This is a genomic window from Paenibacillus cellulositrophicus (assembly GCF_009363095.1).
Lineage (GTDB): Bacteria > Bacillota > Bacilli > Paenibacillales > Paenibacillaceae > Paenibacillus_AQ > Paenibacillus_AQ favisporus.
This window is the reverse complement of record NZ_CP045295.1, coordinates 2,303,297-2,319,734: the sequence shown is the minus strand read 5'-3', so window position 1 is coordinate 2,319,734 and position 16,438 is coordinate 2,303,297. Positions and strand designations below refer to the sequence as shown.

Annotated in this window: 14 protein-coding genes; 12 read left to right on the top strand and 2 right to left on the bottom strand. The window is 57.4% G+C overall.

The features are described from left to right. The first annotated feature begins 1 nt into the window (after position 1). Positions 2–874, top strand: coding sequence for a carbohydrate ABC transporter permease (locus GCU45_RS10570; RefSeq protein WP_116233896.1), 873 nt, complete (start codon positions 2–4; stop codon positions 872–874). Positions 875–979: 105 nt separating this feature from the next. Continuing rightward, entirely contained in the window at positions 980–1,840 is an 861-nt protein-coding gene (locus GCU45_RS10565) for a carbohydrate ABC transporter permease (RefSeq protein WP_105442000.1), read from the top strand. 199 nt (positions 1,841–2,039) lie between these two features. Here GCU45_RS10565 and GCU45_RS10560 read toward each other — a convergent pair whose 3' ends face one another. After that, positions 2,040–2,666, bottom strand: a complete 627-nt coding sequence (locus GCU45_RS10560; protein WP_152398889.1) for a DUF3298 and DUF4163 domain-containing protein — start codon at positions 2,664–2,666, stop codon at positions 2,040–2,042. Between the two features lie 271 nt (positions 2,667–2,937). Here GCU45_RS10560 and GCU45_RS10555 point away from each other — a divergent pair, with 271 nt between their 5' ends. Next, complete coding sequence (locus tag GCU45_RS10555; protein WP_152398888.1) at positions 2,938–4,500, top strand: sigma-70 family RNA polymerase sigma factor; 1,563 nt, start codon at positions 2,938–2,940, stop codon at positions 4,498–4,500. 83 nt (positions 4,501–4,583) lie between these two features. Next, positions 4,584–5,390 carry an aminoglycoside phosphotransferase/kinase family protein gene (locus tag GCU45_RS10550; protein WP_152398887.1) on the top strand — a complete coding sequence of 269 codons (807 nt, stop codon included), beginning with the start codon at positions 4,584–4,586 and terminating at the stop codon, positions 5,388–5,390. 143 nt (positions 5,391–5,533) lie between these two features. On the opposite strand, the gene GCU45_RS10545 is transcribed toward GCU45_RS10550, so the two are convergent. Then, positions 5,534–6,145 (bottom strand): hypothetical protein, encoded by a 612-nt coding sequence (locus GCU45_RS10545; RefSeq protein WP_152398886.1) that lies wholly within the window; start codon positions 6,143–6,145, stop codon positions 5,534–5,536. 207 nt (positions 6,146–6,352) lie between these two features. On the opposite strand from GCU45_RS10545, the gene GCU45_RS10540 reads away from it, so the two are divergent. The 8 genes from GCU45_RS10540 to GCU45_RS10505 all read left to right on the top strand — a co-directional run bounded on the left by GCU45_RS10540 (position 6,353) and on the right by GCU45_RS10505 (position 16,399). Continuing rightward, positions 6,353–7,135, top strand: a complete 783-nt coding sequence (locus GCU45_RS10540) for an AraC family transcriptional regulator (protein WP_244364507.1) — start codon at positions 6,353–6,355, stop codon at positions 7,133–7,135. A gap of 133 nt (positions 7,136–7,268) precedes the next feature. Then, a complete protein-coding gene (locus GCU45_RS10535) occupies positions 7,269–8,165 on the top strand; it encodes a phytanoyl-CoA dioxygenase family protein (RefSeq protein WP_152398885.1) in 897 nt (298 codons plus the stop codon). 183 nt (positions 8,166–8,348) lie between these two features. Beyond that, complete coding sequence (locus GCU45_RS10530; RefSeq protein WP_152398884.1) at positions 8,349–10,058, top strand: amylo-alpha-1,6-glucosidase; 1,710 nt, start codon at positions 8,349–8,351, stop codon at positions 10,056–10,058. A 215-nt stretch (positions 10,059–10,273) separates the two neighbouring features. Further along, a complete protein-coding gene (locus tag GCU45_RS10525) occupies positions 10,274–12,037 on the top strand; it encodes a cache domain-containing sensor histidine kinase (RefSeq protein ID WP_152398883.1) in 1,764 nt (587 codons plus the stop codon). Then, positions 11,997–13,178 (top strand): response regulator transcription factor, encoded by a 1,182-nt coding sequence (locus GCU45_RS10520; protein WP_152398882.1) that lies wholly within the window; start codon positions 11,997–11,999, stop codon positions 13,176–13,178. The genes GCU45_RS10525 and GCU45_RS10520 overlap by 41 nt, the downstream gene beginning before the upstream one ends. A 131-nt stretch (positions 13,179–13,309) precedes the next feature. Then, a complete protein-coding gene (locus GCU45_RS10515) occupies positions 13,310–14,575 on the top strand; it encodes an ABC transporter substrate-binding protein (RefSeq protein ID WP_105441931.1) in 1,266 nt (421 codons plus the stop codon). Between the two features lie 25 nt (positions 14,576–14,600). After that, positions 14,601–15,590, top strand: a complete 990-nt coding sequence (locus GCU45_RS10510) for a carbohydrate ABC transporter permease (protein WP_076175657.1) — start codon at positions 14,601–14,603, stop codon at positions 15,588–15,590. Further along, positions 15,587–16,399: a carbohydrate ABC transporter permease gene (locus GCU45_RS10505; protein ID WP_145028972.1), complete on the top strand. Its 813-nt coding sequence runs from the start codon at positions 15,587–15,589 to the stop codon at positions 16,397–16,399. The genes GCU45_RS10510 and GCU45_RS10505 overlap by 4 nt, the downstream gene beginning before the upstream one ends. The last annotated feature ends 39 nt before the right edge of the window (positions 16,400–16,438 follow it).

The following is a 16,438-nucleotide window of genomic DNA, read 5'->3' as shown; positions in this document are numbered from 1 at the left end:
CATGACCGTCTGGGAACGGCTGCGCCCGTACAGCATGGTCGCGCCGGCAATTATCGTCTTTGCTATGTTTTTCATCTACCCGATTTTTTACATGATGTACTTAAGCCTGTTCGACTGGAACTTCGTCAGCCCGACAAAAACGTTCGTCGGCATCCAGAACTTCGTTGATCTGCTGTCGGAGCCGGATTTCCGCAAGGTGCTGTCGAACACGACCCTTTATACGGTGCTGACGGTTACGCTGACGACCGGACTCTCCCTGTTCATGGCGATCTGGCTGAACCGCAGCGGCTTCTTCTACGGCCTGGTACAGGGGGCGATCTTCAGCCCCCATATCATCTCGCTTGTATCGATTTCGCTCTTGTGGAGCTGGCTGATGGACCCCGAATACGGGCTCTTGAACTGGGTGATCGGCCTGTTCGGCTTCGGGAAGCTGGAATGGCTGTCCCATCCGAGCACCTCGCTGATCTCCCTGGTGATCGTGGCCGTGTGGAAAGGGCTCGGCTATAACACGCTCGTGTTTATCGCGGGACTGCAGAGCATCCCGCAGGATATATACGAGGCAGCTTCCCTGGACCGCTCCAGGCCGTGGACCACGTTCACGCGGCTGATTCTGCCGATGCTGTCGCCGACGATCTTTTTCCTCGTCATCATCAATTTGATCGGGTCGTTTCAGGTGTTCGAAACGATCGCGATCATGACGCAGGGCGGCCCGGTCAACTCGACCAATACGCTGGTGTATTACATCTACGAGGCCGGCTTCCGCTTCTTCAAAATCGGGTATGCCTCAGCGGCCGGCGTCATCCTGCTGTTCATCGTCGGCATCCTGACCATCGTCTATTTCCGGCTGCTGTCCAGCCGTGTTCATTACCGTTAACCGGTAACGACTTCTGCTTCTATGATCTTAGAAAAGGGGGAAAACCGCGTGGAACCCGCAAACCGTGCCTTTGACGGGCATACCGTCGCCGTTCCCGGCGGACGCATGCTGGAAGCGCCGGGCAGACCTGCCCTTCTGCGCTCCGCGGCCGTCTTGCTGCTGAAGGCGCTGAATGTGGCGGCGCTGCTGCTGCTGGTCCTCATCTTTGCCATGCCGTTTGTCTGGATGCTCTCGACATCCCTCAAAACGCTGCCGGAGACGATGATCTTCCCGCCGGAGTGGATTCCCCGGAATCCGGTATGGAGCAATTACGCCTCCGCGTGGCAAACCGGGCCGTTCCTGCATTACATTACGAACAGCGCGGTCATCTCGGTCAGCATTTTGCTGCTGCAGATGCTGACGATCATTCCGGCTGCGTACGCATTCGCCAGATACCGGTTTGTCGGCTCCGGCTTTCTGTTCAGCCTGGTCATGGTGACGCTCATGATCCCGACCCAGCTCATCTTTCTGCCGGTATATTTGGAGCTGAGCGCCTTCAAGCTGCTGAACACCCATCTCGGGCTGATCCTCCCGTTCGCGTCCAGCGCGTTCGGCATCTTCCTGCTCCGGCAGGCGTTCCGGCAGATCCCTGAGGAGCTGGTGGAGGCTTCCCGCCTGGATCAGGCCAAGGAATGGAAAATCATCGTCCGCATCATGGTGCCTATGGTGAAGCCGGTGCTTGTGACGTTTGCCCTGTTCAGCTTCATCGCACACTGGAACGATTATTTCTGGCCGCTCGTCATGACGACGAACGAAACGGCGCGAACGCTGCCGATCGGCATCGCCAAAATCCGCGAGGTCGAGGGCGGCGGCACCTGGAACATTCTGATGGCCGGCAACGTCATTTTGGTCGCGCCGATTCTGGCCGCCTTTTTCCTGGCGCAAAAGCATATCATCAAAGCGTTTGTGTACAACGGCGTCAAGTAAGAGGGATGCTGTATGCCACGTGTATCACAGTGACCATGAACGCAGGCTTACGTGTAAAAGAGCTGCTCCTTCGTCTATCGGACGATACGGAAGCGGCTCTTTGCTTTTTTGGAGTTATCCAGCTTGTAGATAGGGGGTAACTTTAGGCTGCGAAAATGGTTAACGGCGGCCTCTCAGCTCCGTCATCTGGGGCGCTGCTTCACACGATATCTGCGGCAAGTATCGTAAGCGGGCCGTTTTCAGCGGCGATGTCCTGCAGATCATAGACCGAAATCGGGAACATCGGAATGCCGACATAATAGGGTGTGATCGCGTACAATGGGTAAAAGAGCACCAACGCCTTGTCGGCGAGGTAGAAATCCTGGTTAGGCGCGACTGTGATGCTCCCCGCATCCAGTACCGGAAGATTCCGCTCCTGCACCTGCTTCTTGACGGCAGCGGTCAGGACCGTTTGGTAAGGGGAGCCCGGTTTGAACAGGCTGGACAAGGTATAGGTGCTCCCCGTTTGCATGGAAAAGGTCAATCCCTTGGCGATCGTGTATCCATGCGCCATCGGTGTGGAATAGGTGTAATTGCTCAGCACCAGACTGAGAATGCCGCGCTCGTTCGTTTTGATCTCGAAATTTCCGGTCGTTTCCGGCTGGCTTCCCGTCTGGACCGCCTGCTGGGCGCGCTGCATGTCTTGGATCGTACGGATGATCGTGTGGTTGATTTTGTTTTCGGCCGTTTTGTCGGCGAGCCCGGTTACCTGCGGATAGTGGATCACCGTGCCGGGGGCCGTAAAGGTGACGGTATGGATGGTGACCGGCGGTACGTATTGAGGCATGCGGTTCGCTCCAATCGTTGAATGGTATATACCAGCCTATTCCGGGCCTGGGCGTTCGGTGACGCGAATGGAGCGCGGGAGCTTACTTCCACCTGAGGTCAGCCGATCTAATCGATATAATGTAAATACGAGAACAGTGGTCACGCCGCGTTCAGGCGATTTTTCTGAACAGGCTCAGCATATTTTTAAAATATTCCGAGGCTCTGGTAACCTTACGGATCTGAAATTGCACTATAGGGTTGAAACCAAGATCAAAGGGAGGAGAGTGGGTGTGCGGCAGATCATTGAACAAGCCCGGCAGGGAGACGGGGATGCGCTAAACCGTCTCTTCCGGCAGTATTATGCGATGGCGCATACGGCCGCATACGGAAAGCTGCAGGATCACGATTTGGCGGAGGAAGCGGTGCAGGAGGCGTTTGCGGAAGCATTCGTCCACCTTAGCCGGCTGCAGCAAGCGGACGCCTTTCCGGGGTGGCTGCGCACGATTGTGCATCGCCAGTGCTATCGATTGATTCGCAGAAAGCCGCAGACTTCCGCGCTGGAGGAAGGGGAAGTGACTGCACCCGACCAGCCGGATATCGGAGAGGTCGTGGCCCGGCAGGAGCTGTACCGGATGCTTCACGATTCGGTCCAGGCCTTATCGCCCGGCATGCGGGAGGCGATCCAGCTGTTTTATTTTCACGGCTATAGTCTGCAGGAAATTTCGGAGTATGCGGGAACGCCGGTGACGGCGCTCAAAAAGCGGCTGTTCGACGCACGCCGCAAGTTGAGGGGCACGCTGCCGGTCGCTGACTTCGCGCATGTATTCAAGCATTTACACGAAGGAGGAAAACGCATGCTGCATATTGTTAACGGCGATACGGTCGCCGAGACGCTCAAGCAGGGAGTCGTTCAGGGGGATATCCTGGTATGGCGCGAGGTATATTCGGAAGGCCCGGTGTTTCTGGAGCCGGCGGAATCGGAGAGCCGTGCGGTCCGGGCGGGATACCTTGAGAAAGACATGGGCATCCCGGCTGATGAGTATATCCGGAATTGCGAGGAACAGGAGCAAAAACTGGCCGGATTCCGGCAGTATGACGAAATCGTGCTGTGGTTCGAGCATGACCTGTTTGACCAAACGATGCTGTCTTATTTGCTGCACTGGTTTGGACGGCAGTCTCTTGGCGGGACGAAGCTGAATCTGCTCTGTATCGGAGATTATCCGGGAGTCGGCCTGTTCCGCGGACTTGGCCAGCTAACGGCCAGCCAGCTGAAGACGTTGTCCGGAACGTGGCATCATATCGGAGCGGAAGAGCTGAAGCTGGGGAGCAGGGTCTGGGAGGCATACACCTCACCTGATCCGATGAAGCTCCAGCAGCTATTGGAGGAGGACACCTCGGCGCTTCCGTTCGTGCGGGAGGCGTTTGAGCTGCACCTGTCCCGTTTTCCTTCCGTTTATAACGGACTGGGGATCGTGGAGCAAATGACTTTGGAAAAGGTAAGCGAAGGGATTCACTCGCCGCTGGACCTGTTCAGGCAGATCGGCGACCGGCTGCACGGGTTGGGCATGGGCGACCTGCAGTACTGGGATGTACTGCGCAGCCTGTGTCAGGGCCCAAGTCCGCTGCTGACGCTGGAGGGGGCGGAATCCTTTCCCGGCTATGCGGGACCTTCTCCGTCTTTCCGGGACAGCAAGGTCCAGATCACGGAATGGGGGACCCGGGTTTTACGCGGGGAGGATTACCTGGAACGTTGCGGCATCGACCGGTGGTACGGAGGCGTTCATTTGAGCGGTGACCAGCCTGTGTGGCGTTGGGATCAGGATCGGAGAAGGCTGGTGAAATGCGGGGAGTAGGAACGGCCATCGGAGGCGAAATCCGGTCAAAATCATCGCCGCCATACAGTAAGATAGAAGGGTGAAGGGAGGTGAGAGAGGTCATGCTTTTATCTAGGGGAATTCTGGATTCGTTCGGGCTTCAAGGGGAGGCGGTTCCTCTCGAAGGCGGGCAAAATACGTCGGTGAAGGTACAGGACGCGGTTCTCAAACCGTCGGAAAATGAACAGCATGACGAGTGGGTGCTTGGCATCATGCACGGTCTTCAGCCGCGCGGATACCGGGTATCCAGGCCTGTTCCGGCACGGAACGGGTCTTTTGTCAGCGATGGATGGACGTGCAGCCGGTTCGAGCCGGGCAGGGAAGTACAAGGGTGTTTGGAACAAAAGCTTAAAATCGCCCGGTTGTTCCACCGGGATCTGGCCAGCATTCATTATGCCGGGTTTTCGGAGCCGGACCATCCTTGGTCCCGGGGCCACCGGATCGCGTGGCAGACCGAAGGACTCCCGGCCGGGTTCCCTGTCCCTGTGAGGGATTTCCTGGCGGGCCTGCTCGGTAAGGTCAAGAGAAGCGGGGAATATTCCGTTCAGCTGATCCACGGCGATCTGGCCGGGAACATCCTGTTCGACGAGACCCTCGGTCCGCTGATCATCGACTTTTCCCCGACAGTTGCCCCGCAGGCGTATGCTGAAGCGATTCTCGTCTGCGACGGCATCGCCTGGCAGGGATGTCCGCTCTCAGATCTAGGTCTGCTGCCGAATGACGGGCATTACCGGGAAATGCTGTTACGGGCGGTCATCTTCCGCCTGTCGGTATCCGCGATATTTTGCGGGGAGGACACGGAGCGCTTTTTCACCGAAGCGGAGGCGTTTAGGCCCATCATTGAGCACCTTGCATCATTTCCTTGTTGATGTGGAATCTTCTCAGGATGAGCAGACGCCGTCCTACCGGCCATAGGTTCAGATCATGACAAAGAAGCAGGCATCTTACCTGCTTCTTTGCTTTGGTGTACATAAGGATCTGACTCTTTCTGTTTTTACTCATCCACGAGGACTTACTCGAAATGAACCTCCTGATCCAGAAAGATCTCCTTCCGGCTAAAATCCATAGGCTCTTCGAACGGGATCAGCGCAAAGTCCACAGTGTCCAGCTGCTCCGGCAGGCGCGGTTCGACGATAAAGGACATGGAGCTGATTCCTCCACCACCGCGGGATCCGTTGCGCCCTACACTGTATTCTCCATCTTGGCTAGTAACATCGAGCTGAAGAAGAGGGCGGAAATCGGTGAATTCATCCACATCCTCCAGCTGTTTGATTTCGATATGTACGATACTGCCATGCTCATGCTGCATCGCATGGGTGATCCTGTATTGGTACCCTTCCTGCACGGTTGTTTTCATAATCTGCAGGATGCCTTGCAGCTCGCCGGGACCGTCGGAGCGTGGGCGATGAAACCCTCCGTTAATCGAATGGAACAGCCAATTCAAATGGGGAGGCTTCAAGCCGAATTTCTCTTCAAACTCCTTCATCACATCCTTAGGCGGAAAACACCGGCGCCCCTTCGTCAGGGCTTTCCGGTGGTTGAGCAGCTCAATCAGCTGCGTATCGACCGCATGGATTTCCTCATCGTAATCATTGGGCACCGCCCGCAGTTCCGACCATCCCATGATCCAGTTCCTCCCTTATTGTCAATATACCATTAAAACATAAGTTTTCCTGATTATACCATAGGCTGAAAACTGAGATATGAAAAAGTATGGACAAGCAATAAGGCTTGGGACTGTAGCTCCTCTTCGCGATTGATGTATAGTGAACATAACATCATCAAGCGCTTGGCTTGGCCCAAGCTTGCGGACAAGGAGGATGAAGCGATTTTGCCTGAAATTAGAGGTTTTATCGGAACCCACGGCAAAGACTGGGAGGACGAGCGGCAGTGGAGCCATCCTGATTTGGAAATCACCGTCGTGTTGGAAGGAAGCGGGCGCTTTGTTCATGAACAGGAAGAAAGGCGGGTCGAAGCAGGGCATGTCGCGCTGATCCCGTCCTTAGCTGCGCATTCTTTCCATGCGATGACCCCGATCCGGTTCGGGGTTGTGCTCGTTGACGGAATGCCGATGCATGTACGTGAGCTGTTCGAACGGCTGATTGTCCTTGGCAAACCGCGCCTCATTGCCTTATCCCGCCTCGACCAGGACCGCTACGAGCGGCTGTTCCGGGAATGGCTGAGGAGCCGTTCGTCTACGCTGAAAGAGCCGGTCCGAAATGATTTGGCCTGGATCGAAATTTTGCTGCTGTTTTTAAACGAGCATTCCCACCCGGACCAGAAGTCGTTCACGGTATCGCATACAGGCGATTATATTCGCCGGCATCTTCAAGAACCTATTATCATCAGCAGCCTTGCGGAGATGGCCGGCCTGTCGGAGGAAGGCTTCCGCAAACGGTTCTTCAAAGCCTACGGCATGACGCCCAAGCAGTATCAGCAGATGTGCCGCCTGGAAGAAGCCAAGTGGCTGCTCAGCTCGACGGACAAGGATATGCAGGCCATAGCCGAGCAGATCGGCTTTGCTCAGCTGCACTCGTTTTCGCTGTGGTTCAAAAAGACCGAAGGCTGTCCACCGTCGGAGTGGAGAATGAGGCAGCGCCGCGACCATCATTAAGACATCCGGTCCGGTTTTGCGTAAATTGTGGCGGGTTTCGATTAACGACTTTCTCCTGAAGCGGGGGCTATGATGAGGGGGAATCTTCCGCTTCCGCCAGGAACGCGGTGATACCTCGAAAGGAGAGAGCGGCATGAACGTGACGATCGGAACGAGAGAGCTTGTGATGGGAAGCCGGTATTTGACCGAGCTGCGCAGCAGCAACGATATTTTGGGGGGCACGGAAGCGCTGAGATTACGTCTGGCGGAGGAAGGATACCTGCTGATCCGCGGATTTCACGACCGCGAGCGGGTGCTGTCCGCAAGGGAGGAGTTTTTACGCAAACTCCAGGCCATGGGCAGATTGGAGCCGGGGACTCCGATGGACGAAGGGCGCATTTCCCAAGACAACCGCAGCATGATGTGGGGCGGCGGCGCGGAAGAACTGCAGGCGGACTTCCCCCGATTTTTGGATGTGGTGAACCATCCTTCGGTCCTGGATTTTTTTGACCGTCTGCTTGGCGGCAAATCGATGACATACGACTATAAATGGCCGCGGGCCGTAGCTCATGGCGGGAATACCGGCGCGCATTACGACGTCGTGTATATGGGAAGGGGCACCAAAAACGTATATACGGTGTGGACCCCTTTCGGAGACACGCCGCTTGAGCTCGGCACGTTGGCCATGTGCCTGGGTTCCCAGCATTTCAGCAAAATTAGGCAAACGTACGGCGAGATGGATGTGGACCGGGATAATGTCGCGACAGGCTGGTTTTCCGAAGACCCGGTGGAAATCGTCGATACGTTTGGGGGACGATGGGCCACAACGTCTTTCGAAGCGGGCGATGCCATTATTTTCGGCATGTACATGATGCATACTTCGCTTAACAACACGACGGACCGCTACCGGATCAGCTCAGATACCCGCTATCAGCTCGCATCGGAGCCGGTCGATGAGAGATGGGTGGGCCGCAAGCCGAAGGGGCATTATGCATGGGGTAAAACGACGCCCAAGCCGCTCGCCGATGCCCGCAAGGAATGGGGCGTATGAGGGAGGCAAATTGCTGAATCTAACAATCGCCCCCCCTTCCACCTGACAAAAAGACACGATTGCCCGGAAAATAAAGCCGTCCCCAACAAATGTGCAGGTACATGGAAACACCTGGCCGTTTCCCTTCCAGGCGCCGCAGTTTACAATGAAAGCGTTATATTCCTGGATAAAAGGAGAACAGCCATGAACTTTGACCTGAACGTAGTACCCTTCAGCCGCAGAGAGACGTTTTTGGCGGTTTCGCTGCTGCCTGAGGGTAAAAATAGACCAGCCGGGCTGTACCTGCGCACCGTCCGGGGCGGGGATGACAAGTTCGGGGAGGCGTTCCGCATCGAGCTGCTGGGTGACGCCGGAGAGCTTCTGCCGTTCAAGGCCGAAGCCAATCCCGCCAGCGTGAAGCTAGCTGCCCTCGACAGCGGTAGTTATGCAGAGCTGTGCATATCGGACAGCCGCACCGCGCGCTTCCGGACCAGAGGCTGCGGCATCCGGCTGACCTTTCAGCCGGCGGCTTACGATTATGCCTACGAGGTGGTGCCCGGCAGCTGGGAAGTGAACAGCTTTACGCACGAATGCCGGTTTATGCTGACCCGTCTCGCTGGCTGCATGAAGATGGAAGTGATATGGGACAAGATCAAGAGCTCGCGCATCGTGGCGGAGTTCAGGCCCGACGGAGCCGCGGGTACGGCCGAATTCGCTATTGAAGAGTTCCGTACGGTGTGGAAGCCGCGGCCGGACTGGGAGCCCTTTGAGGCGGCGGTGAAGGAAGCCGAGGCCGAATTTGCGGCCTGGCTGGATCACAGCCTTGCGGTTCCGGCGCGCTGGCAGGAAGGGCGTGAGCTGGCGGCTTACATTACGTGGTCGTGTCTCGTTCCTGCCGAAGGCTGCCTGACGCGCCCAGCGATGTACATGTCGAAGAACTGGATGACGAATATATGGAGCTGGGACCACTGCTTTAACGCCATGGCGCTGGTGCGTCACGATCCGAAGTTGGCGTGGGACCAGTTTATGATCTTTTTTGACCGGCAGGATGAGAGCGGGCTGCTTCCCGATTTTATCAACGACAAGTACGAGCTGTGGAACTGCAACAAGCCGCCGATCCACGGCTGGACGCTCGGCTGGATGATGCGCCGGACCGATTGGATCGGCGAAGCGCAGCTTCGGGAGGTATACGGGCCGCTGTCCAAATGGACGGATTGGTGGTTCTGGTACCGGGACGGCGACGGCGACGGCATTCCCCAGTACAATCACGGCAACGATTCCGGCTGGGACAACAGCACGGCGTTCAATAACGGCATTCCGGTGGAAAGCCCGGATCTGTCGGCCTTTCTGATTCTGCAGGCGGAGCTTCTGGCCGAGATTGCCGGGCTGCTGGGCAAGGCGGAGGAAGCGGCGCGGTGGCGCCGGCTTGCCGGGGATACGCTGGACGCCATGCTAAGCCATTTCTGGAAAAACGGCCGGTTCACGGCATGCCGGTCAGGGACGCATGAGCGTTCGCAAGGCGACAGCCTACTGCTGTTCGTGCCGATCCTGCTCGGTAACCGGCTGCCGGAAGAGATACGGACCGCGCTGCTGCAGGGGCTGCGGGAGGAGGGCCGTTTCCTCACCGGCAACGGCTGGGCGACCGAAAGCGTCCGCAGCCCGTATTACCAGCCCGACGGCTACTGGCGCGGGCCGATCTGGGCGCCGTCGACCATGCTGCTTGTGGAAGGCGCCGCCGCGGCGGGGGATACGGAGCTCGCCAGAGAGGTGGCGCAGCGGTTCTGCCGCATGCTGAACAAGAGCGGCATGGCGGAGAACTTCGACGCGCTGACGGGGGAAGGGCTGCGGGACAGGGCTTTTACCTGGACGTCGAGCGTATTTTTGATCCTCGGACACGAATACGGGGAACTATGAGTGGGATCATGCACTTCTTCGGAAGGGACTTTTTGGAAAAGTCCTCCGGGGAGGTGCTTTTCCCGTTTCTGAAAGGTGCCTGGCTTCCGCAAACAAGGCACTTGACCACGGATTTCTTGTAAGCGGTAACAATTGCGCGGCGAAAGGGCTCCGTCCCCTGTCCGTCCATGCTAGAATGCAGATAGACGACTACCGTGAAGAGGAGGGGATCCGCCATGAATATCCGCCGGCACGGACCGCTGCGGCGCTGGCTTCCGGCAGGAGCTTACCGCAGCATCCGGACCAAACTGCTTGTATGCTTTCTGATTGTGACGCTGATCCCGCTGCTCTCGCTCGGGGCGCTTTCTTACTACCAGTCGGCGAAAACGGTCAATTCCCAGTTCGGCCGTTACGGCGAGAACGCGGTGGCCCAGCTGCAGCAGCAGTCGGACTCCATGCTGGTCCGCATGAAGCAGATGAGCCAGACGATCTACTCGTATTTGCTGGATCCCGCCCATGCGGACCTCGGGAGCGATCCGCCGGTCACCTACGGCGAAATTATGGAGAAGAACGACTTCGAATCCGTCCTGAGATCGCTGGCTAACGACCAGACGGCCGGGATTTATATTATTACGCCTTCCGGCTATTACTACGGCGAAAATAACCTCGACGTCGGCAAGCTCGCCGGTATTCCGGCCTGGAAGAGCATGCCCGTCTCGAATAGCGGCCCTTATTGGCTGGGCTTCTACATGCAGAACCATGCGATATCCGCCTCGGAGCAAGCCGGCCCCGCGGTCCTCGGACTGGCCGTGCCGATCCGGAACCCGGGCGGCGCCCAGGACGGCAGCACGATCCTGATTGAAGAGGACGCCCGGGAGCTGCTGCGTATGTTCCGTCAGTTCGAGGAGGACACGAAGGCGCATCTTTCGATTCAAGCGCCGGACGGCCGGACCGTTTACGAAAGCACGGAATCCTTTACGCCGAGGGATAACGATATCATCTGGGACAAGACGCTGTCCGTCAATCATTGGAAGATCGAGGCAAGGCTGCCTGCCAAGGCGTTTTACCAGTCATCGGGAGTCATCCGGTCGAACACGGTCATTGTGGCGGTTTGGTCCTGCCTGCTCGCTTTCGGACTGGCCTATCTGTTTACGTCCCGGTTTACGGGGCGCATCCGTTCCCTGAAGGAATCGATGCAAAAGGTCAGCTTCGGCAAACTGGACACGCGAGTTCCGGTCGAAGGACGGGACGAGCTCGGGAGCCTGGATATCAGCTTCAACCGAATGGTCAGCGGCGTGCAGTCGCTCGTCCAGGAAGTGGAGCGAAGCGAGCGCCTTAAGAAGGAGGCGGAGCTGAAGGCATTCCATTATCAGATCAATCCGCACCTGCTCTTCAATACGCTGAACTCGATCCAGTGGAAGGCCAGGCTGGAAGGGGCGGAGGAAATCCGCCGAATGCTGTATCACCTGACGATGGTGCTGGAAGGCAACCTCGATATATCGCAGGAGCTCGTCACGCTGGAGCGGGAGCTGCGGATGATCGGGCATTTTTTGAAAATCCAGGAGATCCGCTACGGAGCCGTATTCCAGTATAAGCTGGACTGCGAGGAAGCTCTGAAACGGTTTGTCATCCCGCGGATGACGCTGCAGCCGCTGTTTGAGAACATCTTTTTCCACGGTTTTACTGACGGGGCCGGGGTCATCGAGCTGCGCGTCCGGGAGCAAGGGGAGGAGCTGCTGCTGGAACTAAAAGACAACGGGGCCGGCATCAGCGAAGAGAAGCTTGCGCAGCTGCTGGCTCCGAATCCTGAGCCCCGCGGCCGCGGCGGGCTCGGCGTAAGAAACGCGGACCAGAAATTCAAGCTGCATTTCGGCCCGCGGTACGGACTTACGGTACGTTCAATCAAAGGAAAGGGAACATCGATACTGATTCGCTGGCCCAAAAAGGAGGAGCATCCGGATGGAGAACGCAAACAACCTGAAAGTGCTGATTGCCGATGATGAGAGCATCGTGCGCAAAGGCCTGAGATCGACGGTGCCCTGGGAGCGGTTCGGTATGGAGGTCGTGGCCGACGCGCCCAACGGGGCGAAGGCGTGGGAAGCCTTCAAGGAGCACCGCCCGGACATCGTCATTACCGATATCGTGATGCCGGAGATGGACGGCATCGAGCTGCTGCGCAGGGTCAAGGAGGCCGAGGAACGGACGAAGATCATCCTGCTCAGCTGCCACCGGGATTTTGAATACGCGCAGCAGGGCATCCAGTTGGGGGCTTCGGGCTACCTTCTGAAGACCGCGTTTGAGGACGAAGAGCTGGAAGGGCTGCTGGAGAAGCTGCGGCGGGAGCTTCAGCGGCGTCCGTCCCCGGCACCGCTGGACGGGGAGAAGCTGGAGGCGCTCCTGTTCGGCTGGCTCAGCGGCAGCAGCGGAAGATTTCCCGCCGAGCTGGAGCGGCTTCGCGCGGAGGCATGGCGTTTCGGCGGCCAGGACGTGCATGTGTACCTTGTCCGGACGGAGGGCTGCGGCATGCCGTGGGCCGAATGGCTGAAAGCGAAGCAGCTCGTACACAGCTCGGAAAATGAAGCGGTCATCCCCTATGGCGGCGACGCCTGCTATTGGATCGTGCCGGAAGGGCTGCAGGAGGCGGCCAACAGCCTGCTGATCGAAGCCAAGGGCAGCCATGGCCTGCTGAAATGGTCAGCCAAGGGCCCCTTGGGCACCAGCAGCGCCATCGCGGAAGCATTCCGCTCCCTGCATAAAGAGGCCGAGCTGGAACGGGCGTACGGCGTATCCGGCGGAGATTGGCCCGAGCCGATCCAAAAGGCGGTGCGGCTGCTTCATGAGCAGCCCGGTTCCGACTGGTCGGCGAGCGAGCTGGCGGAAGAGGTCGGGCTCAGCCGCAGCCATTTTTCCATCCTGTTCAAAAAGACGGTCGGCGACAGCTTCATCGCGTTCCAATACAAGCGGAAGCTCCGGCTGGCCCAGGGACTGCTGCGGGATACGGACCTGACGATGCAGGATATCGCCGAGCGGACGGGGCTTGGCGACAGCAAGTATTTCAGCAAATGGTTCAAGCGCTGCACGGGCCAGACTCCAAGCCAATTCCGGACCGTGCAAAAAGGCGAATCGGACCGGACAGTTTGACACCCCGCACGAAAGTTCAAACAAAAAGACGCCAAATTGCCGATGAACACACGTTTTGAACCGCTTTCAAAAGCGTTACGATGAAAGCGGTTCAAAAATGAGATGCCTCATTCGCGAGAGGAGCTGACAATATGAAAAAACAGGTTTCACTTATCGTTCTTGCAGCGGCGTTGATGATGTCACTGTCGGCCTGCGGCGGCAGCGGGGGCAAGGCCGAAACGGCCGGCCAGGGCGGCGGTTCCGGATCGGAGAAGACGCTGCGCTTTGCCACCTGGGATACGGGGGATGCGCTCAAAATTGAGCAGGACATCGCCAAGAAGTTCGAAGAGAGCCATCCGGGCACGAAGGTGCAGGTGGAGGCATACGCGGACGGCTTTGATCAGAAGCTCGCCGCGGGCTTCGGCGCTGCCAATCCGCCCGACGTGATGTACATGTGGGATTTTCCGACGTACCACCAGTCGCTGGAGCCGCTGGACAGTTATGCGGACAAAGACAAGGACTTAAATATTGACGACTTCTACAAGGGCCTGTTCAATTACGGCAAAATCGACGGTACCCTGTACGGCATTCCGGCGGGCTTTACGACGCGGGTGGTGTATTACAACAAGAAACTGTTTGACGAGGCGGGCGTGCCGCATCCGAAGGACGGCTGGACCTGGCCCGAATTCCAGGAGATGGCCGGAAAGCTGACGGACAAATCCAAGAAGCAGTACGGCTTCGGCGTCCGCGCGGAGAACGACACTTACGATCTGCAGGGGTTCGTATGGAGCAACGGGAGCTCGTTCATTTCTCCTGACGGCAAGACGATCGACGGCTACATGAACAGCAAGGAAACCGCAGAGGCGATCCAGATGTTCGGCGACATGGTGAAGAACGGCTCGGCCGTGCTGACCGGCGGAAAGGGGCAGCAGAGCGGCGACGACATTTTCAAGGCAGGCAAAATCGCCATGTGGGAAAGCGGCATCTGGCCGCTGGAATCATTCCGTCAGGCAGGTGTCGATGTAGGGACGGTTGAAATGCCGGCCTTCCCGGGCAAACCGGTCAAAGGCGTACTGGCTGAATCGGCGCTGTCGATCGCGAAGGATTCCAAGCAGAAGGATCTGGCCTGGGAGTTCATCAAGTTCTACGTATCCGATGCGTCGATCAAAATGCGGGTTGCCGACCTCCCGGTGCGTCAAAGCGTCGTGACCGAGCTGAAAAAGGACCAGGATCCGCTCTACAAGCCGTACTATACGATGCTGGAGCGTTCCGACAACACCCCGGCGTTCCTGCTGAATCCGAAGTGGAATGAGGTTAACCGGCAGCTCTCCGCCGCGGTGGAATCGGTCATGCACGGCAGTAATGCCCAGGATGTGCTGAACCAGGCCGTAAAGGACAGCGAGCGCTACATGAAATAATACCTGAAGAAAGAAGGTTTTTGAGATGGCTCAAACCTACCTCCACCCGGCACGGGAACAGTCAGCCGCCCTCAAGGCCTTGAAGAAACGCAGACGGGGTGGGGCTGCCCCCTACCTCTTCATTTTTCCGTGGATATTCGGCTTTCTGGTTTTCACGCTGGGACCGCTGCTGTTTTCGCTCGTCATTTCGTTCTTTGACTGGCCGATCGTCGGCAAAGTGACGTTTATCGGGCTTGGCAACTACGTGGAAATGTTCACCGACGATCCGCTGTTCTGGAAATCGCTGATGGTGACGCTGAAATTCGCCGTGCTGTTCGTGCCGCTGAACATCATTGTCGCCCTCGGGCTTGCGATGCTGCTCAACCAGAAGGTTCGGGGCAGCGCGATTTTCCGCACGGCGTTCTACCTCCCGTCCGTTATTTCGGGTGTGGCGCTGGCCATGATCTGGTCCTGGGTATACAGCGGCGATTACGGCATCCTGAACTATTTTCTGTCGATCTTCGGGATTCAGGGGCCGGATTGGCTGAACGACACCAAATGGTCGCTGGTCGCCATGGTCGTCGCCAGCTTATGGGGACAGGGCTCGATGATGCTCATTTTTCTGGCGGGGCTCAAAGGCATCCCGAAGGATCTGTACGAATCGGCCTCCATCGACGGCGCAGGCAAGCTTCGGCAGTTTGTCAGCGTCACGGTTCCGATGATCACCCCGACGATTCTATTCAACCTGATCACGTCGATTATAGCGGCGTTCCAGCAGCTGACGCTGGCGCTGCTCCTGACGGGCGGGGGACCGATGAAAGCGACGTATTTTTACGCGATGTACATGTATGAGAACGCATTTAAATATTTCAAAATGGGCTACTCCGCCGCCAACGCCTGGTTCATGTTCCTGATCGTGCTGACGCTGACGTTCCTGGTGTTCAAGTCTTCGGAAGCGTGGGTGTTCTACGAAGGCGAAATGAAGCGTGGACCGCAGAAGAAGCCGAAGCCGGCGAAAGGAGGGAGGGTAGGATGAAAAAGACGCTGAGCTATCTTGCGCTGATCCTCTTGTCCCTGCTCTTTATCGCGCCATTGTTCTGGGCCATTACGACAGCGCTCAAGTCTCCGCAGGAGCTGTACCTGTTTCCGCCCAAATGGATTCCATCCGTCTTCCGGTTCAGCAACTTTGCGGATGCCTGGAATATTCAGCCCTTTAACCTGTTTTTGAAAAACACGCTGATCGTCACGTTGCTATCCACCCTCGGCCAGCTGGTATCCTGTACGCTTGTGGCCTACGGCTTCGCCCGGTTCGAATTCAAGGGACGGAACCTGCTGTTTCTGATCGTGCTGGCCACGATGATGATTCCGTGGGAAGTGACGATGATCCCGCAGTATATGGAGTTCAATTATTTGGGGTGGATCAATACGCTCAAGCCGCTGATCGTTCCGTCATGGTTCGGCTCTGCATACTTTATCTTTTTGCTGCGCCAATTCATCATGACATTACCGCGGGAATTAGATGAAGCTGCCACGATCGATGGGGCCGGCAAGCTTACCGTGCTGATGAGGGTGATCGTACCTTTGATGGGGCCGTCGCTCATCCTGGTGGCGGTGTTCCAGATGATGAACTGCTGGAACGATTACCTCGGACCGCTTATTTTTCTGAACGACCAGACCAAATACACGCTGACGCTGGGCCTGTCGCAGTTCAAGGGTATGTACGGCGTCGATATGCAGTCGATTATGGCGATCACCTGCCTGATCTCCATTCCGCCGCTCGCCATCTTTTTCTTCGCACAGCGTTATATCGTCGGCGGCATAGCGAGCACGGGTATCAAAGGCTGACGCCTCTACTGCTCAAGTGAGGAGATGCATCCAGAGAGA